Origin of the sequence: Pseudomonas sp. p21, assembly GCF_001642705.1 — a bacterium.
In the GTDB taxonomy this organism is placed as follows: Bacteria; Pseudomonadota; Gammaproteobacteria; order Pseudomonadales; family Pseudomonadaceae; genus Aquipseudomonas.
Genome location: NZ_LWBV01000003.1, coordinates 520243 through 545066 on the forward strand (window position 1 = coordinate 520243; position 24824 = coordinate 545066).

The 24824-nt window shown below is 64.6% G+C and carries 27 protein-coding genes; 3 read left to right on the plus strand and 24 right to left on the minus strand.

The features are described 5' to 3' along the window. Window positions 1-236: 236 nt before the first annotated feature. The 15 genes from A4C63_RS11780 to ccmA all read right to left on the minus strand — a co-directional run bounded on the left by A4C63_RS11780 (window position 237) and on the right by ccmA (window position 11113). Window positions 237-575, minus strand: a complete 339-nt coding sequence (locus A4C63_RS11780) for an FKBP-type peptidyl-prolyl cis-trans isomerase (protein ID WP_003254365.1) — start codon at window positions 573-575, stop codon at window positions 237-239. 75 nt (window positions 576-650) lie between these two features. Continuing rightward, window positions 651-1058, minus strand: coding sequence for a GFA family protein (locus A4C63_RS11785; protein ID WP_063912805.1), 408 nt, complete (start codon window positions 1056-1058; stop codon window positions 651-653). Window positions 1059-1151: 93 nt separating this feature from the next. Beyond that, window positions 1152-1940: a PhzF family phenazine biosynthesis protein gene (locus A4C63_RS11790; RefSeq protein WP_063912806.1), complete on the minus strand. Its 789-nt coding sequence runs from the start codon at window positions 1938-1940 to the stop codon at window positions 1152-1154. 51 nt (window positions 1941-1991) lie between these two features. Beyond that, a complete protein-coding gene (locus A4C63_RS11795; protein WP_063912807.1) occupies window positions 1992-2930 on the minus strand; it encodes a 2-hydroxyacid dehydrogenase in 939 nt (312 codons plus the stop codon). Between the two features lie 51 nt (window positions 2931-2981). Then, on the minus strand, window positions 2982-3167 hold the full coding sequence (locus A4C63_RS11800; RefSeq protein WP_063912808.1) for a hypothetical protein: 186 nt from the start codon (window positions 3165-3167) through the stop codon (window positions 2982-2984). A 597-nt stretch (window positions 3168-3764) separates the two neighbouring features. Further along, on the minus strand, window positions 3765-4178 hold the full coding sequence (locus A4C63_RS11805; RefSeq protein ID WP_063912809.1) for a hypothetical protein: 414 nt from the start codon (window positions 4176-4178) through the stop codon (window positions 3765-3767). Window positions 4179-4190: 12 nt separating this feature from the next. After that, window positions 4191-5381 (minus strand): c-type cytochrome biogenesis protein CcmI, encoded by a 1191-nt coding sequence (gene ccmI, locus A4C63_RS11810; RefSeq protein ID WP_063912810.1) that lies wholly within the window; start codon window positions 5379-5381, stop codon window positions 4191-4193. Then, the gene (locus A4C63_RS11815; protein ID WP_063912811.1) at window positions 5374-5862 is read right to left on the minus strand and encodes a cytochrome c-type biogenesis protein; all 489 of its coding nucleotides are present in this window, start codon (window positions 5860-5862) and stop codon (window positions 5374-5376) included. Before A4C63_RS11815 ends, ccmI begins: the two co-directional genes overlap by 8 nt. Further along, the gene (locus tag A4C63_RS11820) at window positions 5859-6395 is read right to left on the minus strand and encodes a DsbE family thiol:disulfide interchange protein (protein ID WP_063912812.1); all 537 of its coding nucleotides are present in this window, start codon (window positions 6393-6395) and stop codon (window positions 5859-5861) included. The genes A4C63_RS11815 and A4C63_RS11820 overlap by 4 nt, the downstream gene beginning before the upstream one ends. After that, on the minus strand, window positions 6392-8365 hold the full coding sequence (locus A4C63_RS11825; protein ID WP_015271186.1) for a heme lyase CcmF/NrfE family subunit: 1974 nt from the start codon (window positions 8363-8365) through the stop codon (window positions 6392-6394). Before A4C63_RS11825 ends, A4C63_RS11820 begins: the two co-directional genes overlap by 4 nt. Window positions 8366-8376: 11 nt before the next feature. Beyond that, window positions 8377-8832 (minus strand): cytochrome c maturation protein CcmE, encoded by a 456-nt coding sequence (gene ccmE / locus A4C63_RS11830; RefSeq protein WP_019096399.1) that lies wholly within the window; start codon window positions 8830-8832, stop codon window positions 8377-8379. Next, the gene (gene ccmD / locus A4C63_RS11835; RefSeq protein WP_003257324.1) at window positions 8829-9005 is read right to left on the minus strand and encodes a heme exporter protein CcmD; all 177 of its coding nucleotides are present in this window, start codon (window positions 9003-9005) and stop codon (window positions 8829-8831) included. Before ccmD ends, ccmE begins: the two co-directional genes overlap by 4 nt. Then, on the minus strand, window positions 9002-9769 hold the full coding sequence (locus A4C63_RS11840) for a heme ABC transporter permease (RefSeq protein WP_063912813.1): 768 nt from the start codon (window positions 9767-9769) through the stop codon (window positions 9002-9004). The genes ccmD and A4C63_RS11840 overlap by 4 nt, the downstream gene beginning before the upstream one ends. Window positions 9770-9815: 46 nt before the next feature. Further along, entirely contained in the window at window positions 9816-10493 is a 678-nt protein-coding gene (gene ccmB / locus A4C63_RS11845) for a heme exporter protein CcmB (RefSeq protein WP_013973563.1), read from the minus strand. Beyond that, a complete protein-coding gene (ccmA, locus tag A4C63_RS11850) occupies window positions 10481-11113 on the minus strand; it encodes a cytochrome c biogenesis heme-transporting ATPase CcmA (protein ID WP_063912814.1) in 633 nt (210 codons plus the stop codon). The genes ccmB and ccmA overlap by 13 nt, the downstream gene beginning before the upstream one ends. Before the next feature lie 267 nt (window positions 11114-11380). Between ccmA and A4C63_RS11855 the strand changes: the two genes are divergently transcribed. The 3 genes from A4C63_RS11855 (at window position 11381) to A4C63_RS11865 (ending at window position 16095) form a co-directional block, all read left to right on the plus strand. Next, window positions 11381-12937 carry a flagellar hook-length control protein FliK gene (locus A4C63_RS11855; RefSeq protein ID WP_063912815.1) on the plus strand — a complete coding sequence of 519 codons (1557 nt, stop codon included), beginning with the start codon at window positions 11381-11383 and terminating at the stop codon, window positions 12935-12937. Beyond that, a complete protein-coding gene (locus A4C63_RS11860) occupies window positions 12934-13272 on the plus strand; it encodes an EscU/YscU/HrcU family type III secretion system export apparatus switch protein (RefSeq protein ID WP_063912816.1) in 339 nt (112 codons plus the stop codon). Before A4C63_RS11855 ends, A4C63_RS11860 begins: the two co-directional genes overlap by 4 nt. A 69-nt stretch (window positions 13273-13341) precedes the next feature. Next, a complete protein-coding gene (locus A4C63_RS11865; RefSeq protein WP_063912817.1) occupies window positions 13342-16095 on the plus strand; it encodes a dermonecrotic toxin domain-containing protein in 2754 nt (917 codons plus the stop codon). A 93-nt stretch (window positions 16096-16188) separates the two neighbouring features. On the opposite strand, the gene A4C63_RS11870 is transcribed toward A4C63_RS11865, so the two are convergent. The 9 genes from A4C63_RS11870 to A4C63_RS11910 all read right to left on the minus strand — a co-directional run bounded on the left by A4C63_RS11870 (window position 16189) and on the right by A4C63_RS11910 (window position 24809). Further along, a complete protein-coding gene (locus A4C63_RS11870) occupies window positions 16189-16584 on the minus strand; it encodes a DUF2802 domain-containing protein (RefSeq protein WP_063912818.1) in 396 nt (131 codons plus the stop codon). Window position 16585: 1 nt separating this feature from the next. Beyond that, on the minus strand, window positions 16586-17065 hold the full coding sequence (locus A4C63_RS11875; RefSeq protein WP_003254393.1) for a chemotaxis protein CheW: 480 nt from the start codon (window positions 17063-17065) through the stop codon (window positions 16586-16588). Window positions 17066-17106: 41 nt separating this feature from the next. After that, window positions 17107-18000 (minus strand): CheW domain-containing protein, encoded by an 894-nt coding sequence (locus A4C63_RS11880; RefSeq protein WP_063912819.1) that lies wholly within the window; start codon window positions 17998-18000, stop codon window positions 17107-17109. After that, the gene (locus A4C63_RS11885) at window positions 18000-18788 is read right to left on the minus strand and encodes a ParA family protein (protein ID WP_063912820.1); all 789 of its coding nucleotides are present in this window, start codon (window positions 18786-18788) and stop codon (window positions 18000-18002) included. Before A4C63_RS11885 ends, A4C63_RS11880 begins: the two co-directional genes overlap by 1 nt. Before the next feature lie 210 nt (window positions 18789-18998). Continuing rightward, window positions 18999-19856 carry a flagellar motor protein MotD gene (gene motD, locus A4C63_RS11890; protein ID WP_063912821.1) on the minus strand — a complete coding sequence of 286 codons (858 nt, stop codon included), beginning with the start codon at window positions 19854-19856 and terminating at the stop codon, window positions 18999-19001. Between the two features lie 3 nt (window positions 19857-19859). Continuing rightward, window positions 19860-20600: a flagellar motor protein gene (locus A4C63_RS11895; protein ID WP_063912822.1), complete on the minus strand. Its 741-nt coding sequence runs from the start codon at window positions 20598-20600 to the stop codon at window positions 19860-19862. Next, window positions 20600-21733 carry a chemotaxis response regulator protein-glutamate methylesterase gene (locus A4C63_RS11900; protein WP_063912823.1) on the minus strand — a complete coding sequence of 378 codons (1134 nt, stop codon included), beginning with the start codon at window positions 21731-21733 and terminating at the stop codon, window positions 20600-20602. Before A4C63_RS11900 ends, A4C63_RS11895 begins: the two co-directional genes overlap by 1 nt. 46 nt (window positions 21734-21779) lie before the next feature. After that, complete coding sequence (locus A4C63_RS11905) at window positions 21780-24008, minus strand: chemotaxis protein CheA (RefSeq protein ID WP_063912824.1); 2229 nt, start codon at window positions 24006-24008, stop codon at window positions 21780-21782. Between the two features lie 12 nt (window positions 24009-24020). Further along, window positions 24021-24809, minus strand: coding sequence for a protein phosphatase CheZ (locus tag A4C63_RS11910; protein ID WP_063912825.1), 789 nt, complete (start codon window positions 24807-24809; stop codon window positions 24021-24023). Window positions 24810-24824: the final 15 nt, after the last annotated feature.

Below are 24824 nucleotides of genomic sequence, written 5' to 3' on the forward strand. Positions count from 1 at the left end.
AAGACAGGCTCGTGTGGCAGAAAAATCGGGGTGACCCGCCACATCACCCCGCCAACAGCACTGCGGGGCATCCTTGTAGTGAATGCCGTCCTTGGCAACGAGTGAGGGTGAGAGTGCCCTGAACCCGTTTGGTTCCTCCCTGGAGGTGGATGCCGTTCCCTAGGCAAGGCTTACGTTAGAGGATGGGTGTTGCTGAATTGTGTAGGGCGCAAGAACATCGGGTTGCAATAGGCCACTCAATCGTCCCGCGTCAGCACTTCCAGCAATTCGATCTCGAAGGTCAAATCCGAATTCGGCGGAATCGCCCCGACGCTGCGTTCGCCATAGCCCAGATGCGCAGGTACCAGCAGCTTGCGCTTGCCGCCCACGCGCATGCCCATCAAGCCCTGGTCCCAGCCCTTGATCACCCGGCCAGTGCCGATCACGCACTGGAACGGCTTGCCACGTGACCAGGACGAGTCGAACTCGCTGCCGTCGGCCAGCCAGCCGGTGTACTGGGTGGTGATCAGGGCGCCTTTCACGGCGGCTTTGCCATCCCCCTCCACAAGGTCGATGATCTGCAGTTCTTGGCTCACGGGGCATACTCCAACACTGGAAACAAAGCCGCCCTTTTCTCAGGAATGCACCGATTTGGCAAGTTCGTGTGCACGTCAGCCGAGTTGCTCGAAGGCTTCCTGGCCGGTCAGTTCCTTGGTCTGGTTGGCGAAACAGTACCAGGCCGGTTTCTGCTCGACGAAAATCTGCAGGTCGAAGTCCCACTCCTGGTCGCCGTCGAGCAGGCCGACCGGCACGGCATGGAAGTCATTGGCCTTGAGCCGGTAATACAGGTGCGTACCGCACTGGCCGCAGAAGCCGCGCTGAGCCCACTCGGAGGAGTCGTACACGCTGGGGGCCCGCCCTTCTATCACGGGTGGCTTGCTGCAGTGCACCACCAGCAAAGGGCCGCCGGTCCATTTGCGGCACATGCTGCAATGGCAGGCGCTGATATGGGTGTTGTCGACGGTGACCTTGAGCCGGGTGGCGCCACACAGGCAGGTGCCTTGTTTTTCCAGGGCCATGGCTGGCTCCTTGAGCGGTAGATGGGCCAGCAAGTATAGATGCCTGTACCGGCTTCATCGCCGGCACAGGCAGCACAAGACAGTTACCCGGGGTCAGATGTACACCGTACCGCGCAGGTACAACGCCGCCCGCCCGCTGATGATCACCCGGCCATTACCCGGCACTTCGCACTGCAACTGCCCTTTGCGCGCCCCACCCTGCTCGCAGCGCAGCGCGTTTTTACCCAGGCGCTCGGCCCATACCGGCGCCAGCGAGGTGTGCGCCGAGCCGGTCACCGGGTCTTCGTTCACGCCAACCCGCGGGCCGAACCAGCGGGTGACGAAATCAAAGCCACCGCCTGCCGCCGTCACGGCGATACCGCGCACGTCGAAGGCCGACAGCGCAATGAAGTCCGGTTTCAGGGTGTCGAGCAACAGGGCGTCATCGATCACTACCACATAGTCGTCACTGCGGTACAGCGCCTGTGCCTGGCCAAGGCCCAGCGCCTGCAACAGGCCCGGCGGGATGTCCACGGCGACCGGCTGCTTGGCCGGGAAGTCCATGGCCAGCAGCCCGTCGGCATTGCGGCTGACACGCAGCTCGCCACTGCGGGTATTGAAGCGCAGTACCTGCGCCTGCTCGCCCAGTTGTTCGAACAGCACATAGGCCGAGGCCAGGGTGGCATGGCCGCACAGGTCGACTTCCACGGTCGGGGTGAACCAGCGCAGGTCGAAGGTTTCGCCGTTGCGCACGAAGTAGGCGGTTTCCGACAGGTTGTTCTCTTCGGCGATGCGCTGCAGCACATCGTCCGGCAGCCAGCTTTGCAGCGGGATCACTGCCGCCGGGTTGCCCCCGAACGGTTCGGTGGAAAACGCATCGACCTGGAAGATATCGAGTTGCATGCACACACTCCTTGTTGCCCGGTCGCGGCCAGGCAAATGTATGAAAAAGGGTTATTGGCGTACCGGGGTCAACACGGCTTCACCGGCAAAGAACGCCTGCAGGTTGCGCAGCACCAGGGCCACCGTGTCGCGCGCTGCCTCCGGCGACTGGCCGGCCGCATGGGGCGTGAGGACGGTGTTGCCGAGCGCCTTGAGGGCATCGGGCACAGCCGGCTCGTCATCGAACACATCCAGTGCCGCACCCGCCAGCCGGCCGTGCTGCAGCGCGGTCACCAGGGCCTGGGTGTCGACCACGCTGGCACGGGCGATATTCACCAGGTAGCCCTCGGCCCCCAGTGCCTCGAGCACTTGGGTATCGACCAGGTGGCGAGTGTTGGCACCGCCGGGGGTGGCCACCACCAGGATGTCAACGGCATCGGCCAGGTGCAGCGGGCTGTCGTACCAGGTGTAGGGCACATCCTGGCGCGGTGTGCGGCTGTGGTAGCTGACGGGCATCGCGAAGCCCAGATGGGCGCGCCTGGCGATTGCCAGCCCCACCGCACCAAGGCCGAGAATGCCCAGGCGCTTGCCACTCACCGAGGGGCTGATCACCCGGTTCCATTCGCCCCGGCGGGTACTGGCATCGGCGCGGGGAATGTCGCGCAACAGCGCCAGCAGCAGGGCAAGGGTGTGGTCGGCGACCGCGTCGGCATTGGCCCCGGCGCCGTTGGTGACGGTGATGCCGCGCGCAGCGGCGGCGGCCAGGTCGACCTGCTCGTAGCCGGCACCGATCACGCAGATGATCTGCAGTTTGGGCAGAGCGTCGATTTCGCCGCCAGTCAGGCCCAGCGGGCCGCGGGTGAGCACGGCCTCGATTTCATGGGCATGGCGCTGGATGGCCTCGGCCCGCAGTTGCGGCGAGGGGGCACGGATCAAGCGGTAGCCGGCCTGCTCCAGCAGGGGCAGGTAATCGTCGACGGTTTCCACCAGCACCAGGACAGTCTTGTGCATGCCACCTCCTTTTCTTGAAGGGGCATTATGCGGAGTCACTGGCCAGTACAGTCAACCGAAATAACGAGGTGAAACTGCACTGTTCTGCTTAGCTCCGCGCATGCTCTTGATCTTGATCTTGATCTTGATCTTGATCTTGATCTTGATCTTGATCTTGATCTTGATCTTGATCTTGATCTTGATCTTCGCGACTTCAGGAGGCCGAGCAGAGGTCTTGCGGAGGGAGGTGACGGGCATGGATGCCCGTCAAGCGCTGAGGCCCCATGGATGGGGCCTGCAGCGCGTACTCCCGGGAGCAAGACCGGCGCGAGGGGACCCCGGAGCGCAGCGTAGGGGCCGGATGATGGGAGCGCAGCGTTTTTTGGTTACTTTTTGCCGCGTTTGGCAAAAAGTGACTCGCCGTAAGGGCGAAAAGGTGAGTAAGCGTCGCCATCGTAAATGGACTGTTCGCTATATCAAAACCGTCGCTTAAGCTTTTTGGCTTTTTGGATGTGGGCATTCACATCGAGTAGACATTCATTCAAGCGGGTGGCGCCAAGTCACCTTTCCGCCCTTACGGCGGGTCACTTTTTGTCAAACGCGACAAAAAGTAACCAAAAAACGCTGGCTCCTATCATCCGGCCCCTCCGCTGCGCTACGGGGTCCCCTCGCTACGGGCTTGCTCCCGGGAGTACGCGCTGCAGGCCCCATCCATGGGGCCTCAGCGCTTGACGGGCATCCATGCCCGTCACCTCCCTCCGCAAGCCCTTCGCTCGGCCTCCTGAAGTCGCAATCGGCGGCGCCTGAACTATCGCGCGCTTAGAAGCAAAAGCTAAAGCAAAAGCACCGTTGCAGTTATTGGGCGAACGCACGCCCCAGGCCACCGGGTACACCGCTACTGTCAGTTTCCTGCCACGGCCCATCCGGGCTCAGCGACCAGCTCCAGCCGTTGTCGAAGCGGTAGTAGGTCCGCTGGCGGTAGAAGGTATTGGGCTTCTTCTCCAGCACATACACGCCCAGCTTCGGGTCCCAATGGCTCGCCCCGCCCGGTGGCGGCGCAAAGCTGGCCGAGGTGCGTGGCATCGGCTTGGGGGTAGCCGCAGGCTTGCTCGGGGCCGGCTGCCTGCCAGGCAAGGGCTTGACCGCCGGTTCCTGTTGCGGTGGCAGGCGTTCGATCGGTGGTTCGGGCTGCTCGTACGGCTCATGCACCGTACACGCAGACAAACCCAGGGCCAGGGTGATCAGGGTCAGGCGGACGATGCTGTGCATGGTATTGCTCTCTTACGGGTCGGGGCTGTCGATGGTCAGGTGCTGAATGGCCTGGGTGGCGCTGGGCAGTGGTGTGCCCTGGCCAATCCACTCGCCATGGGTTGGCTGGCCAGCGCGTGATACACGTGCAACGAGTTGGACTTCGGCAAAGTCCGACAGTTTCATCTGCGGCATCATGGCGTCAGCGTCGGACAATTCCACCTCGATCGGCAACTGCGCCACGGTCACCCGTTTGGCCGCCAGTGGCATGGGCGGGCCATTGCTGGCGCGGGCGAAAATGAACACCGTGTCGTCCGGCTTGACCTTGTCCTTCAGCGCCGCCGCCAGCGCCACGCGCACCTTCAAGCGAGCCGCCACCGGCGCCGTAGCCTGCCCTGGCGAACCACCCAGGCGCTCGGCAGCACGGTCGATGCCGCCCTGCAACGCCGCACGCGACGCATCGCCTTCCGGCAACTGCGCCAGCAGGCGCTTCCAGTAATCGATGGCTTCCTGGTAACGCTCGCCCTCGAAGGCGGCGATACCACGCAGGCCGAGGCTGGTCACTTCGTTGGGGTCGGCTTTCAGCGCCTCGTCAGTCAGCGCCTGCAACTGCGGGCTCCACTGCTTGTCAGCGGCGAAGTACAGCGCCTGTGCCCACTGCCCAAGCAATTCGGGCTGACGACCGGCCAGGGCTACGGCGCGCTCGAAGGTACGCGCAGCATCGGCGGGGCGCTGCTCGGCCATATAGGCGCGGCCCAAGAAGTACACGGCCTCGGCCGAATCCGGCTGGGCCTGCACTACCCGTTCAAGGCGAGCAGTCATTTCTTCCATCGACTTGGGCGCCTCGGCAAACTCCTGGGTCAGTTCCACCTTGTCGGCCGCGCCAAAATGCAGGTAAAGCCCCAATGCCAGCAGCGGCACCAGCAGCGCCGCCAGCAACGGCAGGGCCTTGCCCAGGTGGCCCTGGCGCGGGGGCTCGGCACCTTCGGTATCAGCCAGCAGCTCACGGGCGGCCTCGTCACGGCCCTTGGCCATCTGCGCCTCGTCGAGCACGCCAGCGGCCTGCTGGGCAGCCAGTTCGGCGACGCGTTCCTGGTACAGGGCCACGTTCAGGGCGGTGCGGTCTTCTTCCAGCTGGCGGCTACGGCCACGCAGGATCGGGATCAGCAGGAAGCTGAGGGCAGCGAGCAGCAGCAGGCCCGCGCTAAGCCAGAATTCAATCATGGGTCTGTTCTTTTTCCAGCAGATTGGCGAGACGCTCGCGTTCTTCGGCGGACAACTCATTGGCGCCCTGCACGGCCGCACTGCGGCGCCGGCGCACGATCAGCGCCAGCACCACGAAACCTCCGGCCAGCAAAATCCCCGGGCCGAACCACAGCAGCCAGGTGCGCCCGCTGAGCGCCGGCTTGTAGCGCACGAAGTCGCCATAGCGGTCAACCATGAAGTCGACGATCTGCTGGTTGCTCTTGCCCTCGCCGAGCATGCGGAAGATTTCCCGACGCAGGTCGGCGGCAATCGGCGCGTTGGAGTCGGCGATATCCTGATTCTGGCACTTGGGGCAACGCAGTTCCTTGGTCAGTTGCTGGTAGCGCTCACGCTCGGCATCGTCGCGGAACTGGTAGGTGTCGATGGCCGCCTTGGCCACGCCAGCCAGGCTCAACCCCATGAAGAGCCCCAGTACGGCAGCTGCCAACCCCCGCTTCATGGCTTGGCCTCGTCGACCAGCCCCTGGTACAGCGGCGCCAACTGCTCACGCCAGACTGTGGCATCGACCACGCCCACGTGCTTGTAGCGGATGATGCCCTTGGCATCGATCAGGAAGGTTTCCGGCGCGCCATAAACGCCCAGGTCCAGGCCCAGGCTGCCCTGCTCGTCACGAATGTCCAGCTGGTAGGGGTTGTGGAACTCTGCCAGCCACTTCAGGGCCGCTGCATTGTCGTCCTTGTAGTTGACGCCGTGGATCACCACGCCTTGCTGGGCCAGCTGGTTCAGGTACGGGTGCTCGACCTTGCACGACGGGCACCAGGTGGCCCACACGTTGACCAGCGCCGGGCGGCCCTGCAGGTCGGCCTCGGTCAGGGTACGGTCGCCCTGGGTCGAGGCCAGGGAAAACGCCGGGAAAGGCTTGCCGATCATTGCCGAGGGCAGCTCGTCGGGCTTGAGGAACAGCCCCTTGTAGAGGAACACCGCCACCAGCAGGAATACCGCCAGGGGGACTACCATGATCCAACGCTTCATGCAGCTGCTCCAGACACGCCCAGGGCATCACGCACCCGGGTCTTGACCTTGACGCGATAACGCCGGTCGAGGGCCGCCAGCAACCCGCCCAGGCCGGTCAGCAGACCACCCAGCCAGATCCAGCGGACGTAAGGCTTGATATGCACGCGCACCGCCCAGGCACCGTTCTCCAGCGGTTCGCCGAGGGCGACGTAGAGGTCGCGGGTAAAGCCGGCGTCAATGCCGGCTTCGGTCATCATCGACTGCTGCACGGTGTACAGGCGCTTCTCCGGGTGCAGGGTGGTCACTTCACGGCCATCGCGGCTGACCACCACGGTGCCCTTGTCGGAAATGAAGTTCGGCCCTTCGAAGTGCCTCGCCCCCTGGAACAGGAAGTGGTAGCCGCCCAGCTCCACGCTCTCGCCCGGTGCCATGCGCAGGTCGCGTTCGGCACTGTTGTTGCTCGACAACACCACGCCCAGCGCGCACACCGCCAGGCCCAGGTGCGCCAGCTGCATGCCCCAGTAGCTGCGGCCAAGGCCGGGCAGGCCCTTGAGCAGGCCTTTGTGGCGGGTCTTGTCGAGAATGTCGCGCAACCCGCCAAGCACCACCCAGGCGGCCAGGGCGAAGGCGGTCAGGGTCGGCCAGTCGAAGTCGTCGACGATAAAGCCCGCCACCGGCGCAAGGATGGCACTGCCAAGCAGCACCGGGGTCATCATGCTGGCCAGCCATTTGCCGGGGGTGTCTTTCCAGCGCACCACCACGCCCACGCCCAGCACCACCATCAGCAGCGCCATCAGCGGCAGGAACAAGGCATCGAAATACGGTGGGCCGACCGACAGCTTGGCCCCGGTCAGTGCATCGAGCACCAGCGGGTACAGGGTGCCGAGCAGAATCATCGAGGCCGCCACTACCAGCACCAGGTTGTTGGCCAGCAGCAGTGTCTCGCGCGACCACAGGGCAAAGCCGACCTGGCTCTTGACCACCGGTGCGCGCAGGGCGAACAGGGTGAGCGAACCACCGACTACAAAAAGCAGGAAGATCAGGATGAAAATACCGCGCGACGGGTCGGCGGCAAACGCGTGCACCGAGGTCAGCACACCGGAACGCACCAGGAAGGTACCCAGCAGGCTCAGCGAGAACGCGGCAATTGCCAGCAGCACGGTCCAGCTCTTGAACACCCCGCGCTTCTCGGTCACCGCAAGCGAGTGGATCAGCGCCGTGCCCACCAGCCAAGGCATGAACGAGGCGTTTTCCACCGGGTCCCAGAACCACCAGCCGCCCCAGCCCAGTTCATAGTAGGCCCACCACGAGCCCAAGGTAATGCCGACGCCGAGGAAGGCCCAGGCAACGATGGTCCAGGGCCGCGACCAGCGCGCCCAGGCGGCGTCCAGGCGGCCGCCGAGCAAGGCGGCGATGGCGAAGGCGAAGGCCACCGAGAAACCGACGTAACCCATGTACAGCATCGGCGGGTGGACGATCAGGCCAAAGTCCTGCAGCAGCGGGTTGAGGTCACGGCCATCGGTCGGCACCTGCGGCAGCAAGCGCTGGAACGGGTTGGAGGTGATGATCAGGAAGCTCAGGAAGCCCACGCTGATCATGCCCATTACCGCCAGCACGCGGGCCAGCATCACCTGCGGCAACTGCCGCGAGAACACCGACACGGCGAAGGTCCAGCCGCCGAGGATCAGCGCCCACAGCAACAGCGAACCTTCGTGGGCGCCCCACACGGCGCTGAACTTGTAGTACCAGGGCAAGGCGCTGTTGGAGTTGCTGGCCACATAGGCAACCGAGAAGTTGTCGGTCATGAAGGCATGGGTGAGGCAGGCGAAGGCAAAGGCCAGGAAGGCGAACTGCCCCCATGCCGCCGGCCGTGCCAGGCTCATCCACAGGCTGTCGCCACGCCAGGCACCGAGCAGCGGCACGCTGGCCTGCACGGCGGCAAAGCAGATGGCCAGGATCATCGCCAGCTGGCCGAGTTCGGGGATCACCAGTGCCGCGTTCATGGTTTGGCCTCCCCGCCGGTGGCGGCCTGGCCGCTTTCCTTCAGGGCCTTGGTGACCTCGGGCGGCATGTATTTCTCGTCGTGCTTGGCCAGTACTTCATCGGCCACCACCACACCGTCGGCGTTGAGCTTGCCAAGGGCGACGATGCCCTGCCCTTCGCGGAACAGGTCGGGGAGGATGCCACGGTAGGTAATCGGTACCGACTTGTTGAAGTCGGTGACCACGAAGCGCACGTCCAGCGAATCGGACGAACGCTGCACCGAGCCTTTCTCGACCATGCCGCCGGCGCGGATGCGGGTGTCCAGCGGCGCCTCGCCGTTGGCGATCTGGGTCGGGGTGTAGAACAGGTTGATGTTCTGCTGCAATGCGCTCAAGGCAAAGCCGACGGCAACCCCGACGCCGACCAGCAGGCCGACGATGAGCAACAGGCGTTTCTTGCGCTGCGGATTCACTGGTTGTTCTCCCGGCGCAAACGGCGCGCCTCATCTTGCAGGTAGCGACGGCGGGCCAGCACGGGCGTGGCGACGTTCAGCGCCAGCACCGCCAGGCAGATGCCATAGGCCGTCCACACGTACAGGCCATGGTGGCCCATGGCGAGAAAGTCACCGAAGGTGGCAAAACTCATTGTGCACCCCTCCGCCCCAGGCTGTTCAATACTTCGTCCTTGACCCAGCTGGCACGCGCCTCGCGCTTGAGCACTTCAAGGCGCATGCGCAGCAACAGCACCGCGCCAAAGAAGCAGTAGAAGCCCAGCGCCGTGCACAGCAGCGGCAGCCACATTTCTGCGGGCATCGCCGGTTTTTCCGTGAGGGTGAAGGTGGCCCCCTGGTGCAGGGTGTTCCACCACTCCACCGAGTACTTGATGATCGGGATGTTCACCACGCCGACAATCGCCAGTACCGCGCAGGCCTTGGCTGCACTGTCACGATTACTGATTGCCTGGCCCAGCGCAATGATGCCGAAGTACAGGAACAGCAGGATGAGCATGGACGTAAGGCGAGCATCCCAGACCCACCAGCTACCCCAGGTCGGCTTGCCCCAGATGGCCCCGGTGACCAGCGCCACGGCGGTCATCCAGGCACCGATCGGTGCGGCGCATTGCAAGGCGACGTCGGCCAGTTTCATCTTCCACACCAGCCCCACCACCCCGGCCACTGCCAGCAGCACATAGCAGGATTGCGCCAGCATCGCCGCCGGCACGTGGATGTAGATGATGCGGAAGCTGTTGCCTTGCTGGTAGTCCTGGGGGGCGAAGGCCAGGCCCCAGGTGATGCCGACCAGCAGCAGGAGCGCGGCAGCGCCGGCAAGCCACGGCAGCATGCGGCCGCTGATGGCATAGAACCATTTGGGGGAGCCCAGCTTGTGGAACCACGTCCAGCTTATTTTCATCAGGGTACATCCAGGGTATTGGCCGGGCTTGAAAGCCCGGGACTCGTTATTCGCCGACGCTGATCTTCAGGCCGGCCGCTATCGCAAAGGGTGCCAGGGTCACGGCCAGGGCCGTCAGGCTGGCGAGCCAGAGCAGGTGGCCGGTTGCCGGCATATTCTGCAACGCCGCTTGCAACGCACCACTGCCCAGGATCAATACAGGGATATACAACGGCAGAATCAGCAATGCCAGCAGCAAACCGCCGCGCTTCAGACCTACTGTCAGCGCCGCGCCCACCGCGCCCAGCAGGCTCAACACCGGTGTGCCCAGCAGCAGCGAGCCAAGCAGCACCGGCAGGCAATGGCTCGGCAGCCCCAGCATCAGCGCCAGCAGCGGCGCCAACAATACCAGCGCCAGCCCGGAAAAGATCCAGTGCGCCAGCACCTTGGCCAGCACCAGCAACGCCAACGGATGCGGCGACAGCACCCACTGTTCCAGCGAGCCGTCCTCGAAGTCGCTGCGGAACAGGCCGTCCAGCGACAGCAGCACCGCCAACAGTGCCGCCACCCAGACCAGGCCCGGCGACAAGGTTTGCAACAATTGGCTTTCCGGGCCGACCGCCAGCGGGAACAAGGCAACCACGATGGCGAAGAACACCAACGGGTTGGCCAGCTCGGCCGGGCGGCGGAACAACAGGCGCGCTTCGCGGCGCAACAACAGGATGAATACGCTCATGCCGCCCATTGCCCCAGGTTCAGTTCACGGTAACCGGAGGGTTTGCGTTCCAGCGTGTGGTGGGTGGTCAGCACCACCGTGCCGCCCTGCTCGCAGTGGGCCGCCAGGTGCGCTTCAAGCTGCGCCACGCCTTGCCTGTCGAGGGCGGTGAACGGTTCGTCGAGGATCCACAGCGGCGGGCTGGCCAGATACAGCCGGGCCAGGGCCACGCGGCGCTGCTGGCCGGCGGACAGGGTGTGGCAGGGCACATCTTCGAAACCACGCAGGCCGACGGCCGCCAGTGCCGCCCAGATGGCCTCACGGCTGGCCGGCTGGTGCAGGGCGCACAGCCAGGTGAGGTTCTCTTCAGCGGTGAGCAGGTCCTTGATGCCGGCGGCGTGGCCGATCCACAGCAGGATGCTGGCCAAGGCGTGGCGCTGCTCGGCCAGTGGCCTGCCGCCCAGCAGGATCTGCCCGGCCGTCGGCTGCATCAAGCCGGCCAGCAGGCGCAGCAGGCTGGTCTTGCCGCTGCCGTTGGGGCCGCTGATCTGCAGCATGTCGCCCGGCCGCAGCTCGAAAGCGAGATGCTCGAACAGCAGGCGCCAGTCGCGCTCGCAGGCCAGGCCCGCGGCTTGGAGGTGAAGGGTCACGGTTTCGCCTTATCTTTGTAGGGTTCCAGAGCGGTGTCGCCTGCTTCGCGGGTAAACCCGCTCCCACAAGGTTTTACGCAGTGCTCGATAGGTGCGCAAAACCCTGTGGGAGCGGGCGTGCCCGCGAAGCAGACGACACCGCTCCAGAACCCTTGTGTCTCAAGTCGCCCCCCTCGCTGCCGTTATACTGGCAACGACGGACGGTCGGCATTATTACACGCACCGCCGCGCTGCCAAGAGGGCGGGTTCGACAGGTTGTATACAATCATGACTGAAATCAATAGTCTCGGCGCACAAACCGCGATCAGCCCCCAGGCTCTCAAGGCGGGCATGACCGGCGAACTGCTACGCCTGACGCAACCGCAGCCCGGATTGATGGCCCCCGGCGAGACCGCGCAGGCCGAGGTCATGTCGTTACGCCAGGTGGGCCAGGACTTCCAGCTGGTACTGCGACTGATTCAGGCCAACGGCACTCAGACCCAGCTGCAAGCCAGCGCCAGCCAGCCCCTGCCCCAAGGTAGCCAGGTCACGGTCAGCCAGACCGAAAGCAACCGCCTGGCGATCATGCTGCAGCAGGCCAGCGCCAGCCAGGTCGCCACCCTCACCCGCCTGGACACCAGCAAGGTGCCGGTCGGCACCCTGCTGCAGGGCAAGGTCCTGACCAACCAGGCGCTGGCCCAAACACCCGGCCAGCCCGCCGTCTACCGGGCGCTGGTCAGCCTGCTGAACAGTGCCCAGGCGGGCGCAACCCTGAGCGTGGACAGCCCGCGACCGCTGGCCGTCGGCAGCCTGCTCAGCGCGCTGGTGCAGGGCGACCAGTCGTTGCGTTTCGTACCGCTCAGCGGCCGCCAGGACCAGCTCAGCATTGCCCAGCAGCTGCTGACCCAGCAAAACCGCCAGGCTTCGCTGCCCGGCCTGCTCAATGCCCTGCAACAGGTGGCCCGCGACCCGGGCGCCGATGGCGAATTGCGAGCCAGCGCCGAACGCCTGCTGGCGAGCCTGCCAGAAGCCCGGCAACTGGGTGATGCCAAGGCAGTGGCGCAGGCCCTGAACAACAGCGGTGCCTTTCTCGAAGCCAAACTGCTGGGCGGTTTCCCGGCCAGCGTCGCCACCGACCTCAAGGCCCACTTGCTGCGGCTGATCACCATCACGCCGGCAAGCGTACCCGGGGCGCCCAACCTGGCGCCCGCCAGCCTGGCCGTTACCATGCCGGCCCTGGCCCGCAGCGCGCTGGGCATGCTCGAACGGGTCAGCCCCAAGCCGCAGCCGGGCGCATTCCCGCTGCCGTCGCGCCTGCTCAAGGCCATGGAGGACGAAGGCGACCTGCAACAATTGCTACGCCTGGCCGCCGCGGCTGTATCGCGCCTGCAAAGCCATGCCATGAGCAGCCTGCAACAAACCGGTACCCTGGAAAACGGCAACCTGCAGACCACCTGGCAAACCGAAGTGCCGATCCGTCACGGCCAGGAGTTCATCCCGTTGCAGGTCAAGCTGCAGCGCGAGGAAACGCCACAACAGCAGGCCGACCGCCAGCACGACGTGCAAGACCCGCTGCAAGCCTTGTGGCGTATCGAACTGGCCTTCGACCTGTCGCCCCTTGGCCCGTTGCAGGTGCAGGCACAACTGAGCCAGGGCCGCCTGAGCGGGCAACTGTGGGCAGAACGCGAACAAACCGCCCGGCTCATCGACACCCAGCTCGGTGCCCTGCGTGAACGCCTGCTGGCCCGCGGCCTGGACGTTGGCGACCTGGAATGCCACCCCGGCACACCGCCACAAGGCCCGCGCACACGGGTAGAACAACGCTGGGTGGATGAAAACGCATGACTCAGAAGCACACACGCCAGGCCATCGCCCTGACCTATGATGGCCAACAGGCCCCGACCCTCAGCGCCAAGGGCGACGACGCGCTGGCCGAAGCCATCCTGGCCCTGGCCCGCGAACACGAGGTGCCGATCTACGAAAACGCCGAGCTGGTGCGCCTGCTGGCGCGCCTGGAGCTGGGCGAGCACATCCCGGAAGCCCTGTACCTGACCATTGCCGAAATCATCGCCTTTGCCTGGCAGTTGCGCGGCAAGGTGCCCGCCGGCTTCAGCGACGAACCCGCTGCGCCGCAGGACATCACCCCCGTTACCGCCCTGCTGCCACCAGCCGACCGGTAGTTATCTACCACCTTCGCCAGCGCCAGCCGTTCAGCCTTGCCATTTTCTCCGATGAGCAAGGTAAACAGCATGTCTCCAAGCCACATCAACGCCGCCGGCGTGAGCTACGTCCGCGAGCACTTGAGCCATGTGCCGCGCCCGGACCGCGAAGCCAACCGGGCGATCCGGCAATGGCTGGCGCAGCAGGGCTTTGATCTCGACCCCGACCAGATCGACGTCGTGACCCTGCACTACCGCCCCGATGGCCCGGCCCGCTACCTGGCGGCGGTCAGCCAATGCGTCAGCCTGACCCAGGCATTGCTGGGCAACTGGCAGGGAGAGTCCAACAACGACCTGTTCGGCGCCTTGTTCCATGCCCCCTGGGCCGGCACCCTGCCCGACCGGCCGCTGCACCTGGTCGATACCCTGCCAGCGTCAGGTTTCAACGCTTACGGCGCCGCATTCGAGGTATTCAATGGGCTGTTCCGTCGCACCACGCCGCAGCGCTATGACGCCTCGACCCACCTGCCAATCGCCGCTGAAGCCTTCCAGCGCTTCATCGAGGTACTGGACTTCCACATGCCATTCAAAGCCCAGCTGGACCGCTACTGGGGCGAACACCTGCAAGACCACCGGCTGGCCTGCAAACTCAATTTCATCGCGGCCTGCAACAAGCAGGTCAGCGAAGGCAGCCTTGGTGAAGCGGCCAGAAGACTCGTCTGGCAAGCCGCAGGGCTGATGCCAGCTGGCACAAAGCTGCGCAAGAGCACGTTGAACATCTATGGCTACGCCGCCACCGACATCCTCTACCTGAACGACGCCGCCAGCGACCTGACCGTGCTGTACGTGCCCGGCAACAGCTCACCCCTGCTGGAGTTCGCCAGCGAAAACCACCTGAAGGACTGGGTCGGCCAGCAGTGCAAAGACCCCGCCAGGCGCCAGGCGCTGAAGCAGCACTTCCGCCTCGCCGACCTTCCGCAAGGCATCGACTTCAGCGGCCTGGACACCGCCCTGGAGGGTTTGGGCGCCTACCCGAGCCATCACTCGCTCCCACCCGAACACGGCTTCTTCAACGACGACGGTACCTGGCCACCCCGCACCTACGTCAATTACCGGCCCGGCAAGTACAACCCCAGGATCGAGGGTGACCTGTTCCAGGCGCTAGCCGAACGCCAGCGCCAACGCAGCTACGATGATGCGGACTTCCTGATTACCCGCGATAGCCAGGTCAGCAAGGCCCGCTGGCTCGGCTACCTGACCACCACGCTCAACCTGCTGGCGCCCCTGTGCCTGGTCGTGCCGGGGCTGGCGCCTCTGCTGGCGGTGGGCGGCATCGCGCAGCTCGGCCTGGGGCTTGACCAGGCCATCAACGGCAAGACGCTGCAGCAAAGGCAGGACGGGGTTGGCAATATAGCCTGGGGCCTGTTCAACGCCCTGCCGCTGGCAATGGCAGGTGCCAACCAGGCAAAGGCCTTGTTCGTGTTCAAAAGCGATGTATTCGTACCCCCCACACGGTTGAACGAACAGATCGGCTACCCGTTGAGCCCTATCTCGCCACCGCGCATACCGTCGCCGGAAGGTGCCCGCTACTTCCACGTCCCGGACTCGATCATGCCATTGCCCGAAGGTGACCAGGCCATTGCCGACTCGGTCATACGGGTACCTCGCTATGACAGCGGCTTCGACATCCTGGAAGCGCAAATCGATGGCTACAGCGATCGAGTGGTCTATGACGTGGAACGGGACGCTTTCATCCGCGAGGAAGACCTCAATGAGGTCGATCCGGTCGGCTACATTGCCACGGCTGGCAGCAGGGACCTGATCCCTGCCCCCGCTTCCCGCACCATCACCAACGCCATGCGCACCCGCAGCCTGCGGGCGCTGGGCATCGACCTTCCGCTGCCGGTGCACGTCCCGACGCTGGCTGACAACAGCTACCCGATCCCGAAAACGATTACTTGCCTGTGGGTCGGCGACAAGCTCCTCAGCCCCAAGTTGCTGGCCAACCTGGGCCAGAATGCTGCGCGGCTCAAGGGCAGCGAATATACCCTGCGGCTGTTCCTTTCCAACGCCGCGCCCGAAGCCTATGCCGAGAACCTGCGCCTGCTGGCCCGGCAGGCCCCCGGCCTGCAGGTTTTGCCACTGGAGGAGCAAGCGTTTTTCAGAGCCTTTCGGCAGAGCAGGTACTACGCGCAGTACGATGCCGCGCTGGACGGCAATGGCGGGATCGCCACCAACTATGCCTCGGCATCCGATGTGCTGCGCTACCCGATGTTGCACCACGAAGGGGGGGTGTACATGGATGTGGACGATACCCTGCTCGCCCCCGGGGAGTACCCGCAGGTCATCGACGGGCATCCCGCGGGCAGCCCTGGCGAAGCCATCGATCAGGTCGAGTTGAGCACAACGCCCGACGGCCTGTTGCTGGCACCGCCCATGTCCAACGAAAAGATGGGCATGAACTGCCTGTACAACACCAGCCTGATCGGTAGCCACCCTGGCAACCCGACGCTGGCAGCCATATCCGAAGAGATGCACGCGCGCTTCCAGACCAACCCGGACTTCTACGACAGCAAACCCAGCCTGGCCGATGACCCGGCAAACTTCTACCGTTACGCCAACCGCCTCAGCCGCCTCACGGGCCCGGCCATGCTCAGCGATGTGATCGACCGCCACTTGCCAGGGTTACGTACCCTGCGACAGGTCATAAGCCTCTATGGCATGCCGCGGATCAACGAGCACCCGTTCATCGACCTGCCTGGCAGCCAGCAGGCCATGCATGGACTGCTGCCACTCAACCGCTTTGCCAAGGTAGGCGGTAACCATTCCTGGAGCACGACATAAGCCGCACAGCGTACGGGTTCCCTGTAGGAGCGGCCTTGTGTCGCGAAAGGGCCGCAGAGCGGCCCCGGCAATCTTTGCTGGGTTTTCAGGCCATCAGCCGCTGCGGTGCAGCTTGCTCATCAGCTCCGCTTCGGCCTGGGTCAGGCCGCAGCTTTCGGTCAGCTCGGCCACGCTGGCACCCATACCCACCAGCTTGGCCGCCTGGGTGAAGGTGACATTGTGCGGGTCGCGTTGCTCCAACTGCTGGATCTTGTCGGGCAGCGGGGCAACCGCCACGCGCAGGTCGTGCAGCGCTTCGCCCATGCGCACGGTACCGTTCTGGTAGTCGTCCAGGCGCTTGGCCAGGTCCTTGATGCGCTGGTCTCGCAGGGCATCACCCTCAGCCTGCTGCGCAGCCAGCTCGCGCTGGCGCTTGCTGTAATTGAGGAAAAACCACAGGCTCAACGCCCAGACCAGCGCCAGGAAGATGACAGCAACCTGTAGGATCAACTCAGATATTCTCCAGCTCGGACCACTCTTCCTCGGTCATCATCTTGTCCAGCTCGACCAGGATCAGCAGCTCGCCATTCTTGTTGCACACGCCCTGGATGAACTTGGCCGACTCTTCGTTACCCACGTTCGGCGCGGTCTCGATCTCGGACTGGCGCAGGTACACCACCTCGGCCACGCTGTCGACCAGGATACCGACCACTTGCTTGTCGGCCTCGATGATGACGATACGGGTGTTGTCGGTGACTTCGGTCGGCATCAGGCCAAAGCGCTGGCGGGTGTCGATCACGGTCACCACATTGCCGCGCAGGTTGATGATGCCCAGCACGTAGCTTGGCGCACCCGGCACCGGAGCGATTTCGGTGTAGCGCAACACTTCCTGCACCTGCATCACATTGATGCCGTAGGACTCATTGTCCAGACGGAAGGTAACCCACTGCAGGATCGGATCTTCGGAACCTTGTGCAGACGACTTTTTCATTCCCCTACCCTCAAAATCCGCCATCGGCGGTGTGTTCGGTGTCATTTCTGTTTGGCGTGCATCTGCTTGACCGCGCCACTGGCGATCAGCTCGGCCAGTGCGGCGACGTCGAGCAGTGCACACATGTGTTCAATCACCGTGCCGGCCAGCCACGGACGCTGGCCACGCTGGCTGCGCCACTTGATCTCGGACGGGTCCAGGCGCAGCGAGCGGCTGACCTGGTGCACGGCCAGCCCCCATTCGTAGCCCTGCACGGAAATCACGTACTGCAGGCCCTGGCGAAAGTCATCGCGGTAGCGGTCGGGCATCACCCAACGCGCGGTGTCCAGCACCTTCAGGTTGCCGGCCTGGCAGGTCAGGATGCCCAGGAACCAGTCGGGCTGGCCGAACAGCGGCGTCAGTTCCTGGCCGGCCAGGGTGTAGATCGAGCCCAGGCACACCAGCGGCACCGCCAGGGTCAAGCCGGCCACGTCGAACAGCAGGCATTCGAACGGCTCGGCGGCCCAGGCCGGGCGGCCATCGACGGTCGCCGGAGGCACTGGCAGGTTGGGTGCCGGCAGGTGCACATCCACCAGCGGCACTGCCGGTTCCACGGTTTGCTCTTCGACCTGCACCGGGATGCTGGCTTCGGCCACCACCTCGCGCTCGACCACCGCCACCACCGGTGCTTCCACCGGCATCACGCTGGGCAGCACCGCCAACCTGGGCTCGGCGAAGGGCCGCGGTGCAGGGCTGACGGTTGCTTCGGCTGGCACCGGCCTGGCCTGCTGCAAGGCATCACGCGCCTGCTCTTCGCGCACGGCTTCGGCGAACTTGTCCGCCGCCTCCGGCGCCTCGAACAGGTCTTCGGCTTCGGTGGCCTCCTGCAGCAGGCCGTCGAGGTACGATTGCAGGGCCATCTGTGGCCGGGTGCTGGTTTGCCGGGTCTGGGTCATCAGGCCACCTGCGCTGCAGTCTTGTAGGTGAGCAGGTGCTTGAGCAGCGCCCGATAGGCAATCAGCCCGCGGCTCTTGCTGTCGAATTGCGAGGGCGTAACGCCCTTGCGGCTGGCATCGCGCAGGCGCGTATCCACCGGGATGTAGCCCTGCCACACATGCTGGCCGTAGGTGTCACGCAGCAGCTTGAGCGTGCCCAGCGAGGCCTGTGTACGGCGGTCGAACAGGGTCGGCACGATCTGGTACGGCAGCGCCTGCTTGCGCGAGCGGTTGACCATGGCCAGGGTACCGACCATGCGCTCCAGGCCCTTGACCGCGAGAAATTCGGTTTGCACCGGGATCACCAGCTGCTGACTGGCTGCCAGCGCATTGACCATCAGCACACCGAGCAAGGGTGGGCTGTCGATCAGGGCATAGTCGAAATCCTGCCACAGCTGCGCCAGACTCTTGGCGATCACCAGGCCCAGGCCGTTCTGCCCCGGTGACTGGCGCTCCAGCACCGCCAGCGCGGTGCTCGATGGCAACAGCGAGATGCGTTCGTCACTGGTGGGCAGCAGCAATTGCCCGGGCAGCCCCTCGGGCACCGCTCCCTTGTGCAGGAACAGGTCGTAGCAGCTGTGCTCCAGGGCATCGGGGTTGTGCCCGAAATAGCTGGTCATCGAGCCGTGCGGGTCGAGGTCGACGACGACCACGCGCTTGCCGGCCTCGGCCAGCAGGCCGGCCAGGGCGATGGTAGTGGTGGTCTTGCCGACGCCACCTTTTTGATTGGCTACTGCCCAGACTCTCATCAAGCAAACTCTATCTATTGATTTGGCAGGGACACTGTAGAAACAACTATTTAAAAGCCTGCACGATCCCTGTGGGAGCGGGCGAGCCCGCGAACACCGGTGCAGCCGGTGCCATTCACCGCGTCGTCTGCTTCGCGGGCATGCCCGCTCCCACAGGGGACAGCGCCATCTTCAACATCGTGTTCATAGCAACGTCGGGGAATTGACGGTTCACTGCCCCGCCACCGTTGCTGGCGTTGCCGGTGCACTTTGTGTGCCAGCCCGGCGCAATGCAGCATCCGGCTTGGCATTGGCACTGCCCGAGCCAGTCAGGCTGCGGCGCACTTCGAGGTTGCGCGAAATCACCAGCACCACGCGGCGGTTGCGCGCACGGCCTTCGGCAGTGTCGTTGCTTGCCACCGGCTGGTACTCGCCGTAGCCGACCGAGGCCATGCGCGCCGGGTTGACGCCTTCCATGGCCAGCAGGCGCACGATGCTCGCCGCCCGCGCCGACGACAGCTCCCAGTTGGTCGGGTACTGCGCGGTGCGGATCGGCAGGTTGTCGGTAAAGCCTTCGACATGCACCGGGTTGGCGAACGGTTTGAGAATGCCGGCCACCTTCTCGATGATGGCAAATGCCTTGTCGCTGGGCATGGCATCGCCACTGCCGAACAGCAACGATGAGTTGAGTTCGATCTCGATCCACAGCTCATTACCGCGCACGGTCATCTGGTCGCTGTTGATCAGGTCGCCAAAGGCGTCGCGCACGTCATCGCTGATGGTTTTCAGCGGGTCGACACTGGTCGCCCCCAGGCCCGCCTCGGTCTGCTCGCTGTCCTTCACCAACGGCTCGGCCGGGCGCACGCTCAGCGGCCGCTCTTCGCCGATAGGGATCGGCTTCATGCTGCGCTCGGGGTCGTTGAACACGCCGAGCAAGGCCTGGGAAATGACCTTGTACTTGCCCTCGTTGATCGAGGAAATCGAGTACATCACCACGAAAAAAGCGAACAGCAAGGTGATGAAGTCGGCGTACGACACCAGCCAGCGTTCGTGGTTTTCGTGTTCCTCGGTATGACGACGGCGACGCATGGGTTACTCCATGAAGCCTTGCAGCTTCAGCTCGATCGAGCGCGGGTTCTCACCCTCGGCAATCGACAGCAGGCCCTCGAGCAGCATCTCGCGGTAACGCGACTGGCGCATGACGACGGCCTTGAGCTTGTTGGCGATCGGCAGCAGCACCAGGTTGGCGCTGGCCACACCGTAGATGGTCGCGACAAAGGCCACGGCAATGCCGTTGCCCAGCTGCGACGGGTCGGCCAGGTTGCCCATCACGTGGATAAGGCCCATCACCGCACCGATGATGCCAATGGTCGGCGCGTAGCCCCCCATGCTCTCGAACACCTTGGCGGCCTGGATATCACGGCTTTCCTGGGTCAGGAAATCGACTTCAAGGATGCTGCGGATGGCCTCTGGCTCGGCGCCATCCACCAGCAGCTGCAGGCCCTTGCGCGCATACGGGTCAGGCTCGCTGTCGGCCACCCCTTCCAGGCCCAGCAGGCCTTCCTTGCGCGCGGTCAGGCTCCAGTTGACGACGCGGTCGACCCCGCCCGCCAGGTCGACCCGTGGCGGAAACAGGATCCAGCGCAGAATCTGCAAGGCACGCTTGAACGACGACAGTGGCGACTGCAGCAAGGCCGCAGCCAGGGTGCCGCCCAGCACGATCAGCGCCGCCGGACCATTGATCAGGGCACCGACATGGCCGCCTTCGAGGAAGTTGCCACCGACGATGGCGACAAAGGCGAGGATCAGGCCGATCAGGCTGAGCACGTCCATCAGACGCACGCCTCCACCAGGTGCTTGCCAATTTCGTCCAGACTGTACACCGCGTCGGCCAGGTTGGCCTTGACGATGGCCATGGGCATGCCATAGATCACGCAGCTGGCTTCATCCTGGGCCCACACCGTGCTACCGCCCTGCTTGAGCAGGCGCGCACCTTCGCGGCCATCGGCGCCCATACCGGTAAGCACCACCGACAGCACCTTGTCGCCATACGACTTGGCCGCCGAGGCGAAGGTGATGTCCACGCATGGTTTGTAGTTCAGGCGCTCGTCACCGGGCAGGATCTTCACCGCGCCACGGCCGTCGATCATCATCTGCTTGCCGCCAGGGGCCAGCAGAGCCAGGCCAGGGCGCAGGATGTCGCCATCCTCGGCTTCCTTGACGCTGATGCGGCACAGCTTGTCCAGGCGTTCGGCAAAGGCCTTGGTGAAGGCCGCTGGCATGTGCTGGATCAGCACGATCGGCGCCGGGAAATTGGCCGGCAGCTGGGTCAGCACCCGCTGTAGGGCGACCGGGCCGCCTGTGGAAGTGCCGATGGCCACCAGTTTGTAAGGTTTGCGCTTGGGTGCCGGCGAGTGCACTGGCGCCGCTGCCGGGGCCGCCGCACGGGCAGGCGCAGGCGTGCGCGCCACTGCCGGGCTGGCGAAACTGCTGGCGGGTGCGTGGCTGCTGCTTGCTGGCGCAGGTGCTGCGACCGGCGCATGGCTTGCGTAGCTGCCGAAACGGCGGTTGCTGCGAGAAATGGTATGCACCTTCTCGCACAGCAGCTGCTTGACCTTTTCAGGATTGCGCGAAATGTCCTCGAAGTTCTTCGGCAGGTAATCCACTGCTCCGGCATCCAGCGCATCGAGGGTGACACGGGCGCCTTCGTGGGTCAGCGACGAGAACATCAACACCGGCGTCGGGCATCGCTGCATGATGTGCCGCACCGCGGTGATGCCGTCCATCATGGGCATTTCGTAGTCCATGGTGATGACATCGGGCTTGAGCGCCAGCGCCTGGTCGATTGCTTCCTTGCCGTTGGTCGCGGTACCCACTACCTGGATCGTCGGATCTGCCGAGAGGATTTCCGAGACGCGGCGGCGGAAGAAACCGGAATCATCCACCACCAGGACCTTGACTGCCATAAACACTCCATTAGGCGGCGCAACCCGCCAGGGTGCGCCACCGAAATCAAATACGCCGCGCGGCGTAACGCTTGAGCATGCTCGGGACGTCGAGAATCAACGCGATGCGACCGTCGCCGGTGATGGTGGCCCCGGACATGCCCGGGGTGCCCTGCAGCATCTTGCCCAGCGGCTTGATTACCACTTCCTCCTGGCCAACCAGTTGATCGACGACAAAGCCGATGCGCTGGGTGCCGACCGACAGGATCACCACGTGGCCCTCGTGCTGCTCTTCGTGCACCTGGCCCTGAACCAGCCAGCGCTTGAGGTAGAACAGCGGCAGCGCCTTGTCGCGCACGATCACCACTTCCTGGCCGTCGACCACGTTGGTACGCGACAGGTCGAGGTGGAAGATCTCGTTGACGTTGACCAGCGGGAAGGCGAACGCCTGGTTGCCCAGCATCACCATCAGGGTGGGCATGATCGCCAAGGTCAGCGGCACCTTGATGACGATCTTCGAGCCCTGGCCCTTGGCCGAGAAGATGTTGATCGAGCCGTTGAGCTGGGAGATCTTGGTCTTCACCACATCCATGCCCACGCCACGGCCGGATACGTCGGAAATCTCGGTCTTGGTCGAGAAGCCCGGGGCGAAGATCAGGTTGTAGCAGTCCGACTCGCTCAGGCGATCGGCGGCGTCCTTGTCCATCAGGCCCTTTTCCACGGCCTTGGCGCGCAGGATGCTGGGGTCCATGCCCTTGCCGTCGTCAGAGATCGACAGCAGGATGTGGTCGCCTTCCTGTTCGGCCGAAAGCACCACGCGGCCGGTGCGCGCCTTGCCGGAAGCTTCACGCTCATCGGGCATTTCCACGCCATGGTCGACGGCGTTGCGCACCAAGTGCACCAACGGGTCGGCCAGAGCCTCGACGAGGTTCTTGTCGAGGTCGGTCTCTTCGCCGACCAGCTCCAGGTTGATCTCTTTCTTCAGCTGGCGGGCCAGGTCGCGAACCAGACGCGGGAAGCGGCCGAAGACTTTCTTGATCGGCTGCATGCGGGTTTTCATCACCGCGGTCTGCAGGTCAGCGGTAACCACGTCGAGGTTGGACACGGCCTTGGACATGGCCTCGTCGCCGCTGTTCAGGCCCAGGCGCACCAGGCGGTTACGCACCAGCACCAGTTCGCCGACCATGTTCATGATCTCGTCCAGGCGCGCGGTATCGACCCGCACGGTGGTCTCCGCTTCGCTGGCACCATGCTTGTCGGCGGCAGGGGCCGGGGCACGCGGTGCCGAGGCAGGCTTGCTGGCTGCCGCCGGTGCCGGCGCAGCAGCTGGCTTGGCCACGGGCTGGCTGTCGGCCTTGGCCGCGGCCGGCGCTTGCACCTTGGCCGCAGCCGGGGCGTCGACGGCGGCAACATCGCCGCCAAACTTGCCCTTGCCGTGCAACTGGTCCAGCAGCGCCTCGAACTCGTGTTCGCTGATTTCGTCGCCGGCTGCACTGGTGTCAGCTGCGGCAGGCGCCGGCGCCTTGGCGGCGGGCAAGGCATCGGCCTGGAAAGTGCCCTTGCCATGCAACTGGTCCAGCAGCGATTCGAACTCGGCGTCGGTAATTTCGTCGCTGGCTGCTTCTGGCGTGCTGGCGACCGGCTGCGCGGCAACCTCGGCGCTGAACTGGCCTTTGCCGTGCAACTGGTCGAGCAGCGACTCGAACTCGGCATCGGTGATTTCGTCACCTTCGCCGCTGACGGTTTCGCCCTGCATCTGCTCCTCGGCCGCAGCTTGTGCCTTGACCGCATCGAGCGAATCGAGCAGCTGCTCGAACTCGCTGTCGGTGATGTCCTGCTCCTCGGCCGGCGCCTCGGCAACCGGCTCCGGCGCCGCAGCGGCAGGCGCTTCAACGGCTTCGGCCCCCCCCGGCTCAGCCAGGCGCGACAGTGCCGCCAGCAGCTCGGGGGTGGCAGCGGTCACTTCGGCACGCTCGCGCACCTGGCCAAACATGCTGTTGACCGTATCCAGTGCCTCGAGCACCACATCCATCAGTTCCGCGTCGACCCGGCGCTCACCTTTGCGCAGGACGTCGAACACGTTCTCGGCGATATGGCAGCACTCCACCAGCTCGTTCAGCTGAAGGAAGCCGGCGCCCCCTTTTACAGTGTGGAAACCGCGAAAGATCGCATTGAGCAGGTCGGCATCATCGGGCCGGCTTTCCAGCTCGACCAGTTGCTCGGACAGTTGCTCAAGAATTTCGCCGGCTTCTACCAGGAAATCCTGGAGGATTTCTTCATCGGCGCCGAAGCTCATCAAACGTGCTCCTTAAAAACCCAGGCTGGACAGCAGATCATCGACATCATCCTGACCGGACACGACGTCTTCACGCTTATCGGCATGAATCTGCGGACCTTCACCCCGAGTCGGATGTTTTTCTCGATCTTTTTCTGCGCGCAGTTGATCGTGGTCATGCTGGATACCGGCAAAACGGTCGACCTGACTGGCCATCAGCACCAGTTTGAGCAGGTTGCTTTCCACCTCGGTGACCAGGTTGGTGACGCGCTTGATCACCTGGCCGGTCAGGTCCTGATAGTCCTGGGCCAGCAGAATGTCGTTCAGGTGGCCGGCGACCTTGCGGTTACCTTCGGCGCTGTGCGTCAGGAAACTGTCGACGCGCTTGACCAACTCACGGAACTCCGGCGCGGCCACTTCGCGGCGCATGAAGCGCTGCCAGTCGGTGCTCAGGGCCGTGGCCTCGCTGGCCAGGTCGTTGAGCACCGGGGTGCTTTCCTCGACCAGGTCCATGGTGCGGTTGGCCGCGCCCTCGGTGAGCCTGACCACGTACGACAGGCGCTCGGTGGCGTCGGTTATCTGCGACACCTCCTCGGCCTGCGGCATGGTCGGGTCGATCTGGAAACTGACGATGGCACTGTGCAGCTCGCGGGTCAGCTTGCCGACTTCCTGGTACAGGCCGCGGTCGCGGGTCTGGTTCAGCTCGTGAATCAGCTGCACCGCCTCGCCGAAACGGCCCCGCTCCAGGCTTTCGACCAGCTCCTGGGCATGTTTCTTCAGGGTCGATTCGAACTCGCCCAAAGACGTTTGTGATGAATCCATGGCGCGCCCCCTGAC

What these genes read in the sequence shown, in the direction of transcription:
- A4C63_RS11785 (WP_063912805.1), bottom strand. Translation starts at nt 1,058, where the DNA reads ATGGCCCTGGAAAAACAAGGCACCTGCCTGTGTGGCGCCACCCGGCTC.
- A4C63_RS11790 (WP_063912806.1), bottom strand. Translation starts at nt 1,940, where the DNA reads ATGCAACTCGATATCTTCCAGGTCGATGCGTTTTCCACCGAACCGTTC.
- A4C63_RS11795 (WP_063912807.1), bottom strand. Translation starts at nt 2,930, where the DNA reads ATGCACAAGACTGTCCTGGTGCTGGTGGAAACCGTCGACGATTACCTG.
- A4C63_RS11800 (WP_063912808.1), bottom strand. Translation starts at nt 3,167, where the DNA reads ATGCCCGTCACCTCCCTCCGCAAGACCTCTGCTCGGCCTCCTGAAGTC.
- A4C63_RS11805 (WP_063912809.1), bottom strand. Translation starts at nt 4,178, where the DNA reads ATGCACAGCATCGTCCGCCTGACCCTGATCACCCTGGCCCTGGGTTTG.
- ccmI (WP_063912810.1), bottom strand. Translation starts at nt 5,381, where the DNA reads ATGATTGAATTCTGGCTTAGCGCGGGCCTGCTGCTGCTCGCTGCCCTC.
- A4C63_RS11815 (WP_063912811.1), bottom strand. Translation starts at nt 5,862, where the DNA reads ATGAAGCGGGGGTTGGCAGCTGCCGTACTGGGGCTCTTCATGGGGTTG.
- A4C63_RS11820 (WP_063912812.1), bottom strand. Translation starts at nt 6,395, where the DNA reads ATGAAGCGTTGGATCATGGTAGTCCCCCTGGCGGTATTCCTGCTGGTG.
- ccmD (WP_003257324.1), bottom strand. Translation starts at nt 9,005, where the DNA reads ATGAGTTTTGCCACCTTCGGTGACTTTCTCGCCATGGGCCACCATGGC.
- A4C63_RS11840 (WP_063912813.1), bottom strand. Translation starts at nt 9,769, where the DNA reads ATGAAAATAAGCTGGACGTGGTTCCACAAGCTGGGCTCCCCCAAATGG.
- ccmB (WP_013973563.1), bottom strand. Translation starts at nt 10,493, where the DNA reads ATGGGCGGCATGAGCGTATTCATCCTGTTGTTGCGCCGCGAAGCGCGC.
- A4C63_RS11855 (WP_063912815.1), top strand. Translation starts at nt 11,381, where the DNA reads ATGACTGAAATCAATAGTCTCGGCGCACAAACCGCGATCAGCCCCCAG.
- A4C63_RS11860 (WP_063912816.1), top strand. Translation starts at nt 12,934, where the DNA reads ATGACTCAGAAGCACACACGCCAGGCCATCGCCCTGACCTATGATGGC.
- A4C63_RS11865 (WP_063912817.1), top strand. Translation starts at nt 13,342, where the DNA reads ATGTCTCCAAGCCACATCAACGCCGCCGGCGTGAGCTACGTCCGCGAG.
- A4C63_RS11875 (WP_003254393.1), bottom strand. Translation starts at nt 17,065, where the DNA reads ATGAAAAAGTCGTCTGCACAAGGTTCCGAAGATCCGATCCTGCAGTGG.
- A4C63_RS11880 (WP_063912819.1), bottom strand. Translation starts at nt 18,000, where the DNA reads ATGACCCAGACCCGGCAAACCAGCACCCGGCCACAGATGGCCCTGCAA.
- A4C63_RS11885 (WP_063912820.1), bottom strand. Translation starts at nt 18,788, where the DNA reads ATGAGAGTCTGGGCAGTAGCCAATCAAAAAGGTGGCGTCGGCAAGACC.
- motD (WP_063912821.1), bottom strand. Translation starts at nt 19,856, where the DNA reads ATGCGTCGCCGTCGTCATACCGAGGAACACGAAAACCACGAACGCTGG.
- A4C63_RS11895 (WP_063912822.1), bottom strand. Translation starts at nt 20,600, where the DNA reads ATGGACGTGCTCAGCCTGATCGGCCTGATCCTCGCCTTTGTCGCCATC.
- A4C63_RS11900 (WP_063912823.1), bottom strand. Translation starts at nt 21,733, where the DNA reads ATGGCAGTCAAGGTCCTGGTGGTGGATGATTCCGGTTTCTTCCGCCGC.
- A4C63_RS11905 (WP_063912824.1), bottom strand. Translation starts at nt 24,008, where the DNA reads ATGAGCTTCGGCGCCGATGAAGAAATCCTCCAGGATTTCCTGGTAGAA.
- A4C63_RS11910 (WP_063912825.1), bottom strand. Translation starts at nt 24,809, where the DNA reads ATGGATTCATCACAAACGTCTTTGGGCGAGTTCGAATCGACCCTGAAG.